The organism is Georgenia sp. SYP-B2076, from assembly GCF_003991205.1.
Classification (GTDB): Bacteria; Actinomycetota; Actinomycetes; order Actinomycetales; family Actinomycetaceae; genus Georgenia.
Genome location: NZ_RXOZ01000020.1, coordinates 1 through 9,375 on the forward strand (window position 1 = coordinate 1; position 9,375 = coordinate 9,375).

Sequence of the window (9,375 nt, forward strand, 5' to 3'; positions counted from 1 at the left end):
CCGGCGCTGCGGGAGACCGCCGGGGCGGCCCGGTCGGCCGTCGCGCCGGCGGGGGCCGGCTCCGGCGCCGGCGGGGGCGGCGGCGGGGGCGGCGGGGTGGCCTGGGCGATGACGGGGTCGACGCTCCAGGCGACCGCCGAGGCCACCCGGACCGTGGGCGTCGTGACCGTGGCCGTCACCGCCCGCGCGGTGACCGCGGCGACGTCGACCCTCGGCAGCGCCGACGTCGAGCCAGATAGGGCGTCGGTGCTCGTGACTCTCGCCGGCACCGGAGCGGTCGTGGCACCGGCGGCGCTGGGCGCCATGGCGATGACGAGCCCTGAGGCGGCGACGGCGGCAAGCAGCCGGCGGGCCGCGGTGCGCCCGTGGCGCGAGGCGGGGAGGGGGTGGCGAGGCGCGCGAGGGCGCGCGCCACCGGGGGCGGTGGTGCTCATGTGTGGCCTCTCCTGCTGCCCTGCGGGGTGAGCTGTCGGGTTCGGGTGGGAGAAGCACCCGGTGCGCCGGCGATGGCCGCACTTCACCCCAAGGCCGTGGTCGCCCGCGGCCGCAAATACTGGGTCCCCCGTCCCTGCCGCGAGGTCGAGGTAGCTCCGGGTGGCGGCAGGGCTCGGACTCCGCCCGGAGGCTCCGCGGAGGAGGGTTCCGCGGAGTGAGTGTGACGTTACTCTCCTCGACGTTCCGATGTTACGTTTTGGTCACGGACTGTGAGGAACGTGTTTCCGGCGTCAGCCGAGCGCGCTGACGTCCACCGCGCCGTGCTGGGCGAGCCACCCCAGCGGCTCCGTGGTCGAGTCGTCGGCCAGGTGGATCTCGAAGTGGAGGTGGTTGCCGGTGGAGTTGCCGTTCGATCCCACGCCGCCGATGACGTCGCCCGCCTTGACCTGCTGGCCCTGCTGGACGTAGACGCCGTCGTCGTACATGTGGACGTACCAGCTGAAGAAGGTCTGGCCGTCGATCTCGTGCTGGATGATGACGAGGTTGCTCGAGCGGCCGTCCTTCCCAACGCCGGCGTGGGTCACCGTGCCGTCGGCCACCGCGTGGATCGGGGTGTCCCGCAGCGCCGCCATGTCGGTGCCCAGGTGGAAGGAGGCGCCCCGGCCGAGAGGGTCGTTGCGGCCGCCGTAGCCCGAGGTGTCGCGATAGGTGCCAGCCGCGATCGGCATGACGACCTGGTGGACCACGGGCGGCGGTGCGGGGGCCGGCGCGGGCGCAGGGGCCGGGGCGGGCGGAGCGGGGAGGGGGGCGCGCTCGCCCGCGCGGGAGGCGTGGTCGGCCGCGCGGGCCTCGGCTGCCGGGGCGGCCTGGAGGCTGTCGGATGCGCCGGCCTCCGAGGGGGCGGCGACGGCGGCGTCGATCGGGTTGAGCAGGTTGGGCTGGATCTCGATGCCGCTGACCTGCGCCGCTGCCGAGTCGGTGACCTCCATGCCGGTCAGGCCGGTGATCGGCGTGACCACGGTGAGTACTCCCACCATCCCGAGCACCGCCATGTGGGGCTTCATGCGCTGGCGCCGGCTCGTGCCGACGCCGGCCGGGTGCGGGTGGCGCAGGTCGCGGCGCCTGGGATCCGACAGGGCTGTGAGGGCGAGTTCCTGCGTGGGCGCCGAGTCGCCGGACGTGGCGGCGCGGGCCGCCGGCGTGGGACTCACGTCTCGGGTGTGCTCCGCCTCGCGGATCTTGTGGCGCGCCTGGGGCCGCTTCAAGCCGGACAGAGCACGGGGAAACATAAGGGACCTCCAGCGGGAGAGAAGAGCGGCCCGAAGGGGGGCCGGGCCACCGAGACGCGGCCGAGGGCGTGGCTGTACGACAGGTGCCGCGCAGTGATGTCACGGAACGATAACGAGCGGTGTCCGGCCGGGTCTAGACCTGGGCGCTGTGCGACGAGTCACGGCAGGCGCGGCATCTCGCCGAAAGGGTCCCTTTGACGAGGAACGCCCCGGACCGATGGTCCGGGGCGTTCGGCCCTGACGGGCGCTGGCGGAGGATGGGGGATTCGAACTGTTCGCTAGCCCCTCGCCGGCGGGATCACGGATCGTCGTTCTGGCGCGCAAACAATGGGGTCTGGGCGGGTCGGTCGGTGGATGACAACGTTGAGATTCACCGATCTACAGGGCCGGTAGCACATGAGTTGGCACATGAAGATCGCCGCCCCCAGCTCGGCAACGGTCGAAGCGGAACGGCAGCCAAGGGGGCGGATCTGGCGTGGGGAACATCAGCGCGGAAGCCGGTATTCAGCGCTGAGCTCGACGAGGCCGATGAGGTTGCCCTCGCTGTCTTTGAACCATGCTCCTTTGAGTGCACCGGTGTCCGCCACGCCGCTGACCGTGCGCAAGTCTTCGGTGTCGTACTCCTCGAACTTCACACCTTTGGTGATGAGGTCGTCGACCTCTCGCGCTATGTCGTCGACGATGAAGCTCATCTGGGTGAACGTGCCGGGCACCACACCGCTGCTTTCTGACAGGGTGAAGAGCGTGCGCTCGCCGCACTCGTAGATCAGCGCGAAGGGAAGCTCCTGCAGCGGTTCGAGTCCGAGAATCTCGGCGTAGAACCGCTTCGCTCGGGTCAGGTCCGTGGCATGCAGCGTTGCATGCATCGGGTGGGTCTTCAGCATCTCAAGCCTCGCTGGCATTCGTCGGTTCCGGGGCTTTGGGTACGGCGGGGTGGCGCCCGGTGGTCTGTCGGTCGTAGTCGGCCAGGATCAGGCGTAGTTGGGCGAGGGCCTCCGGTGGCGGCGTGTCGCGCAGGCCGTTGACGACCCATCGGGCCGCAGTGAGGAGGCCGGCCAGCTCCAGTGGGTGCAGACTGACCTGCACCGACTGGGGCCGGACTCTTTCGAGTCGCATGTCAGGCCTGGGACATCAGGTAAGTGCCGATCTGCGTGAGCTCGTCGGCGAACTGGTCGTAGTCCTCACGGATGCCGTTGAGGTAGACGCTCCACGACACCGTGTGCTTGGCAAGGTGGACCGCTTCCTGGATCTCCTCGTCGGTGGCACCGAAGAGTTTTGCGGTTTCGGTGTGGAACAGCGTGCAGTACCGGCAGCGCGTCTCGGAGTGCACCGCGAGCATCAGGAGTTCCTTGTACTTGCTCGGGATGAGCGTCTCGCCGAGCTCCCAGCGCCTGAACAGCTGCCACTCTGCATCGAGTACCTCGTCGGGGATCCTGCTGAAGAAACTGGGAACCAGCCCGAGCGTCCCCTTGATGTCGCTCTCGACCTCGGCTCGCGGGCGGCTGATCGGTGTCGCCATGTCTCCTCCTCCGTAGTTCCGGCTTGTGACCACCAGCCTGCCGACAAGCAGGATGTCCCGGCATCGTCAGAGGGGTCGTAGGTTTTGACGGCCCATGGCCCCCCCGACGTCCTCCCGCCCGCCGATACGCAGCTTCTGGTAGATGTGCGTCAGGTGGGTCGCGACGGTGCGCGTCGACACGTACAGCTGCGCCGCGATCTGCTGGTTGGTCAAACCGTCCGCCGCCAGCTCGGCGATCCGGCGCTCGCTTGCGGTCAGCGCCTCCGTGCCCGTCAACGCCTCACGTCGCGGCCGCCCGCCGGCCGCGAGCAGCTCGGCACGCGCACGGTCCCCGAGGCGGGTCGCGCCCTGGCGTCGCGCCAGGTCGAGCGCATGGGCCAGATGCGGGCGCGCGGCCCGGGGCTGTCCGCTGCGGCGTACCAGCGAGCCGAGCTCGGTCAGCGCCTGGATCCGGACCAGGACGCGCGGGGACGCCTGCGCATCGGTGACCGCGCCACCGAGCAGCCGCAGTCCTTCCGGTCCACCGACAGCGACCCCGAGAGCGGTCCGCGCGACCGTGACCGAACCGGCGACTCCGGAAGCTTCGGCGAGTGCTAGCTCCTCCCGTGCGAACGTTGCTGCGCGCGACCTGTCGCCCATCGCGACGAGCGCAGCCGCGGCGCGGGACCGCCACGGCATCACGCCAGGTGCGTCGACCCCGCCGCGCGCCGCGAGAATCCGACTGCAGGTGAGGAAGTGCTCGAGCGCAACGGCCGGCGATGCCTGTGCGAGGTGCAGCAAGCCCAAGCTCTCGACATAGTCCGCAACGCTCATGGCCGCAGCCCGGTCGGGGACTTCGAGGACGCGACCGGCTTCCTCGACGGCGTCGGCCTCGAGCAGGGCGTTCGCGAGGTGGGAGCTCGTGAACGGCAACAACTCCGACCACTGATGTTCCGCCGCGAGTGCGTGCGCGATCCGCGCGTCGGCCTCCGCGTCGGTGACGGCTCCGCGCCGCAGGTTGATCCGGGCACGCACGGTGTGCGCCATCGTCGACATCCATCAGTGATCCGCTACGGAGCGCGTGGGCCAGCACGTCGTCGAGAACCGACAGCGCCTCATCCAGCAGGTCGACCCACGTCAAGGCGTTGACGACGTGGACGACGACGTTGCTGTTCGCGCGGAGCAACCAGCCACCGGTGAGTGCGGTGCGGGCGAGATCCGCGACCGTGTCTGGCCGCTCGTTGGCCTCTGCGGCCGACACGGCGAGGTTCGCCAACACCGCCACTGATCCCGCGCGTGGCGGGAGGGCCCGGTCGCGCAGCTCGGCCAGTCGGCGAAGTGCTTCTGGTCGGGCGGCCGGGTGCCGGCGCGCGGTGGCGAGCAGCTCGCCCTCCAGGTTCAAGACGAGGTCGGGGTCGACGGCCGGGTCGTCGATGTCGAGCCCGTCGAGCAGGTCGAGTGCGGGGCTTGCCTGCAGCACCATGAACGAGGCGCGTGCCTTCTCCAGGACGGCGCGAGCGCGCTGTTCGGCTGTCACGGCAGCGGTGATCGCCTGGTCGAGCGTCGTGAGGGCTTCCGGCCTGCCGCGGGCGGCCTGTATCCCGCCAAGGAGGGTGAGCACCGTCGACCGGATCTCCCGCGCGGGTGGCTCGGACAGCGCACGTTGGAGCAGCCTGATCGCGGCCTCGGGCGCGCCTCGGTCTCGGGCACGGAGTGCGGCCGCGAGGAGCTGCTCGACCGCCCACGGATCCGCGCGCGGCAACGCCTCGGTGAGGTGGGCGGCGACTTGCTCCGGGCCTTCGCCGCGGTCCGCCAGGATGCGTGCGGCGCGGGCGTGCGCGAGCGCACGGTGTGCCGGCGGGATGTCGGCCCGCACGGTTTCGCGAAGCACCGGATGTACGAACCCGACGCGTGTGCCGGGGACGAGGACGTCGGCGGCCGACAACAGGTCGGCGGCTGTGACGGCGTCGCTCTCGGTGAGCTCAGCCAGCCGGGCGGCGTCGTGCAGGTCGGCGTCACCGAGCACCGCGACTGCCCGGGCGAGCCGTTGCGAAGCATCGCCCGCCGCCGCGAGTCGCCGCAACACGAACCGGCGAACGGTGTCCGGCGCGATCCGCCCGAGCTGTACGGCGTCGTGGTCCAGGCCGCTCCACCCGCGGGTTTGAAGTGCTGCCAGGAGCTCGCGCAACAGAAAGGGGTTTCCTCCGGTGGCGCGGTGGAGCCGGTGGATAAAGCCCTTCTCGACCTCGTTGTCGAGCATCGCGCGGGTCATCGTCGCGACCGCGTCCTCGCTGAGCGGGGGCAAGGCCAAGTGGCGGTCGGACAGCCGAGCCAGTGCGGCTGCGACGTCCCCCGGCGGGTCGCTGCGAGTCGCGAGCGTCATCAGCAGTGGTACGTCGTCGAGTCGGGACGCCAGCATCCCCAACACGTGCAGGGACGGGAGGTCCGCCCAATGCGCATCGTCCACTCCCATCAGGACCGGGGCCGCCGCTGCCAGCTCCGTGGTGAGCCATGTGAGGCTGTAGCCGATCGACGCAGTGGCACCGTCGTCTGGCAGGACCACCGGTGTTTCCATGAGCAGGTCGGCGGCGAGCGCGCCGGGCCCGGCCCGGAGGACGCGCCGGGCGTGCGACGACAAGGTGCGTATGGCCGGACCCAACAACTGCAGCAACACCCCGAAGGGCTGATGTGCAGCGAGTTCCTCTCCGTGCGCCCGGTAGATCGTGAACCCCCGCGCAGCCCCCCGCGCCGTGACCTCGTGCAGCAGGCTCGTTTTGCCGATCCCGGGCGCTCCGCTGATCAGCAGCGTTCTGGTCCGGCCCGACGCAGCCTCGGCCAATTTCGCCTCCGCGGCCGCCAACTGCTCGTCGCGCTCCAGGAGCGAAGGTACGAACGACTCGCCCACACGATGATCATGCCGTGGCCAACGCATGGTCCGCGGCGGATCGGTGGTGCTCGTCTACCGATCGGTGGTGCTCGTCTACCGCACGTCGCAACGGTTCGCAGATTCGCGCCCAGCGCCCCGAAATCGCGACCTGGACCGGTCCGCAGCTCCATGCGTTCCTGACCTGGAACCGCGACATTTTCAACGACGAACTGTTCCCGCTGTGGCGCACCATCGCCTACACCGGCATCAGGCGCGGCGAAGCCCTGGCCCTTCGCTGGGGCGATGTGAACTTCGGCACCGGCAGGCTCAGCATCCGCCGGGCCGCCGACGTCACCACACAGAACAAGGCGAAGTCGACCAAGACGGGGTCCGCCCGTGTCATCGATCTCGACGGCGAGACCCTGGCGACGCTGAAGGTCTATCGCACGAAGCGGGGCAGCATCTCGCTCGACCTTGCCCGTGCGGACGCCTCCGTGTTCGGCAACGACGCCGGCGCGATCCGCTCACCCAACGAGGTCGGCAGGCGCTGGACCTACCGCGTCGAGCGTGCGCAGGCCGTGGTCGACGGCCTGCCGCGGATCACCCTCAAGGGCCTCCGGCACACGCACGCCACGCTGCTGCTCGAGCTCGGCGAGCACCCCAAGGTGGTCCAGGAGCGCCTCGGGCACTCCACGATCACCACGACGATGAACATCTACAGCCACGTCACCCCGACGATGCAGAAGGCGGCGGCGGACCGCTTCGCGGCGCACCTCGACGGGGCTTAGCACATGGCTTAGCACATGGAGCGATGCACGAAGGCCCCTGACCTGCATTGCTGCAGGTCAGGGGCCCCGAGATACCGGCGGAGGATGGGGGATTCGAACCCCCGAGGGCTTGCACCCAACACGCTTTCCAAGCGTGCGCCATAGGCCACTAGGCGAATCCTCCAGGAGAAAGCCACCCTGCGGCAGACTTCCAGGAATCGAGAGTACCCGACGCCCGGGGGTGCTCCGAACGCCGGACCGCTCCAGCGGCCGTGCTCTTGCTCACGGTTGCCCGGCACCCCGGACCGTCCGTTAGACTTGGCGGCGACCCCTCGTGCGGCGTCATCTTGCCGAACTCCCCCAGGGCCGGAAGGCAGCAAGGGTAGGTGAGCTCTGGCGGGTGCACGGGGGGTCCTTTGTCTGTCCACCGGCGCCATCAGGGCATGTGCCAGGTGTCAGTGCGCCCGGATAGGGTCGACCCCGTGACCACCGCCCTGTACCGCCGCTACCGGCCCGAGACTTTTCAGGAGGTCATCGGCCAGGAGCACGTGACCGAGCCGCTCATGGCGGCGCTGCGCGCGGACCGGGTCACCCACGCCTATCTCTTCTCCGGCCCCCGCGGCTGCGGTAAGACGACGTCGGCGCGCATCCTGGCGCGCTGCCTCAACTGCGCGCAGGGTCCCACGGACACGCCCTGCGGCACGTGCGACTCGTGCGTGGAGCTGGCGACCGGCGGCCCGGGCTCCCTCGACGTCGTCGAGATCGACGCGGCCAGCCACAACGGCGTCGACGACGCCCGTGAGCTGCGGGAGCGTGCCAGCTTCGCCCCGGCTCGCGACCGGTACAAGATCTTCATCCTCGACGAGGCCCACATGGTCACCCCGCAGGGCTTCAACGCCCTGCTCAAGCTCGTCGAGGAACCGCCGGAGCACGTGAAGTTCATCTTCGCGACCACGGAGCCGGACAAGGTCATCGGCACGATCCGCTCCCGCACCCACCACTACCCCTTCCGGCTCGTGCCGCCGGACGACCTGCACGCCTACCTCGAGCAGCTCTGCACGGCCGAGGGCGTCCAGGTGGGTGGCGGGGTCCTGCCGATGGTGGTGCGGGCGGGCGGCGGGTCCGTCCGGGACACCCTGTCCGTCCTCGACCAGCTCATCGCCGGGGCGCAGGACGGCGTGCTCGACTACGACCGCGCCGTGGCGCTCCTCGGCTACACCGACGCCGCCCTGCTCGACGACGTCGTCGACTCCATCGCCGCGCGCGACGGGGCGAGCCTGTTCCGGGTGGTCGACCGCGTCATCGAGACCGGCCACGATCCGAGGCGCTTCGTCGAGGACCTCCTCCAGCGCCTCCGTGACCTGATCATCATCGCGATGGCCGGCGAGCACGCCGCCGCCGCACTGCGCGGCGTCCCCGCCGACCAGCTGACGCGCATGCGCACCCAGGCGCAGCACCTCGGCTCCGCGCAGGCCTCCCGCGCGGCCGACCTCGTCAACGACGCGCTCACCGAGATGAGCGGCGCCACCTCCCCCCGCCTGCAGCTGGAGCTGCTGTGCGCGCGGGTGCTCCTGCCTGGCGCGGACGCCGGCGACGCCGGGTACGGCGCGCGCCTGGACCGCCTCGAGCGGCAGATCGTCTCGGGCGCGGTGCCCGGCGCAGTGCCCGGCGCGGCGGCCTTGCCGGCGGCGGCTCCCACGCCCGCCGCCGTGCCGGTTGCGCCCGCCGCCATGCCTGCCGCCGCCCGCCAGGGCGCGCCGGCGGCCGCGAGCGGGCGTTCGGACGCCCAGCCCGCCCGGTCCTCCCAGACCCCGGGGCCGGGCGAGGCCGCCGGGTCGCGCGGGGCCGCCGGGGACCGGGCCGACGGCCGGTCCGCGCAGGACGCCCGTCCGTCCTCGGCGCCGGAGCCGTCCGCGCCCGGCGCGCCGCCCTCGGGAGGACCCGCTCCCGCCGCGCCCGCCCCGGCGACGCCGGCCCCCGCCGCTTCGGTGCCGGCCCCCGCCGCGCCGGTACCCACCTCGCCCGCGCCCGCCGCGCCCGCACCGGCCCACGATGACGGTGCCGCCGCGGCCGCCGAGCTGATCCGCCACCGCTGGCCCGAGGTCGTGGCGACGCTCGCCCGGCTCAAGCGGTCCACGTGGGCGCTCGTGTCCCAGAACGCCCAGGTCGGTGAGGTCTCCAACGGGGCGCTCCGGCTGGTCTTCACCACACCCGGCCTCGCCGCGGCCTTCCGGGGCGGTCCGCACGCCGGCCCCGTGCAGCAGGCCCTCTCCGAGACGCTCGGCCTCGACCTGCGCATCGAGGGCACCGTCAACGAGAACAGCTCCGCGGCCCCGTCGGGGCGCGGCGGCGCCACCGGCGGCAGGGGCGCCGACGCCCCCAGCGTGCCGACGCCCTCCAGCGCGGTGGACAACGCCCGCGCGAGCTGGCGCGGGCCCGCGGTCGCCGCGGGGCCGGCTGTCCCGGCCGGGGCGCCGGCCAGCGGTCCGCCGGGCCGAGGAGCTCGGCCTGCTGCCGCGC

At 71.8% G+C, this 9,375-nt stretch carries 7 protein-coding genes, 1 tRNA gene, 1 other RNA gene, 2 pseudogenes and 1 riboswitch; of the genes and pseudogenes, 5 read left to right on the plus strand and 6 right to left on the minus strand.

The annotated features are described in order from the left end of the window. Positions 1 to 465: pseudogene (locus EJK16_RS19545) on the plus strand (hypothetical protein); the annotation flags it as partial. After that, positions 437 to 596: riboswitch (cyclic di-AMP (ydaO/yuaA leader) on the minus strand. Its footprint overlaps the pseudogene before it by 29 nt. Before the next feature lie 129 nt (positions 597 to 725). On the opposite strand, the gene EJK16_RS19550 reads toward EJK16_RS19545, so the two are convergent. The 4 genes from EJK16_RS19550 to EJK16_RS20160 all read right to left on the minus strand — a co-directional run bounded on the left by EJK16_RS19550 (position 726) and on the right by EJK16_RS20160 (position 4,269). Then, positions 726 to 1,646: a M23 family metallopeptidase gene (locus EJK16_RS19550; protein ID WP_164737256.1), complete on the minus strand. Its 921-nt coding sequence runs from the start codon at positions 1,644 to 1,646 to the stop codon at positions 726 to 728. A 563-nt stretch (positions 1,647 to 2,209) separates the two neighbouring features. After that, the gene (locus EJK16_RS09280; protein ID WP_205739684.1) at positions 2,210 to 2,608 is read right to left on the minus strand and encodes a VOC family protein; all 399 of its coding nucleotides are present in this window, start codon (positions 2,606 to 2,608) and stop codon (positions 2,210 to 2,212) included. A gap of 233 nt (positions 2,609 to 2,841) precedes the next feature. Beyond that, positions 2,842 to 3,243 carry a carboxymuconolactone decarboxylase family protein gene (locus EJK16_RS09285; protein ID WP_127128622.1) on the minus strand — a complete coding sequence of 134 codons (402 nt, stop codon included), beginning with the start codon at positions 3,241 to 3,243 and terminating at the stop codon, positions 2,842 to 2,844. Between the two features lie 66 nt (positions 3,244 to 3,309). Continuing rightward, complete coding sequence (locus EJK16_RS20160) at positions 3,310 to 4,269, minus strand: LuxR C-terminal-related transcriptional regulator (RefSeq protein ID WP_127128624.1); 960 nt, start codon at positions 4,267 to 4,269, stop codon at positions 3,310 to 3,312. 34 nt (positions 4,270 to 4,303) lie between these two features. Between EJK16_RS20160 and EJK16_RS20165 the strand changes: the two genes are divergently transcribed. Next, a complete protein-coding gene (locus EJK16_RS20165; RefSeq protein WP_127128626.1) occupies positions 4,304 to 4,510 on the plus strand; it encodes a hypothetical protein in 207 nt (68 codons plus the stop codon). Positions 4,511 to 5,665: 1,155 nt separating this feature from the next. On the opposite strand, the pseudogene EJK16_RS20620 reads toward EJK16_RS20165, so the two are convergent. After that, positions 5,666 to 6,154, minus strand: a pseudogene (locus EJK16_RS20620) (AAA family ATPase); the annotation flags it as partial. Between EJK16_RS20620 and EJK16_RS09305 the strand changes: the two are divergent. Further along, positions 6,142 to 6,876 (plus strand): site-specific integrase, encoded by a 735-nt coding sequence (locus EJK16_RS09305; protein ID WP_164737259.1) that lies wholly within the window; start codon positions 6,142 to 6,144, stop codon positions 6,874 to 6,876. The pseudogene EJK16_RS20620 and the gene EJK16_RS09305 sit on opposite strands and share 13 nt — an antisense overlap. Positions 6,877 to 6,954: 78 nt before the next feature. Here the strand turns inward: EJK16_RS09305 and EJK16_RS09310 are convergent. Then, positions 6,955 to 7,039, minus strand: a tRNA-Ser gene (locus EJK16_RS09310). A gap of 139 nt (positions 7,040 to 7,178) precedes the next feature. Here EJK16_RS09310 and ffs point away from each other — a divergent pair. Then, positions 7,179 to 7,275, plus strand: an RNA gene (gene ffs / locus EJK16_RS09315) — signal recognition particle sRNA small type. Between the two features lie 62 nt (positions 7,276 to 7,337). After that, positions 7,338 to 9,375, plus strand: a 2,038-nt coding sequence (locus EJK16_RS09320) for a DNA polymerase III subunit gamma and tau (protein ID WP_127128630.1), incomplete at its 3' end; no start/stop codon positions are given.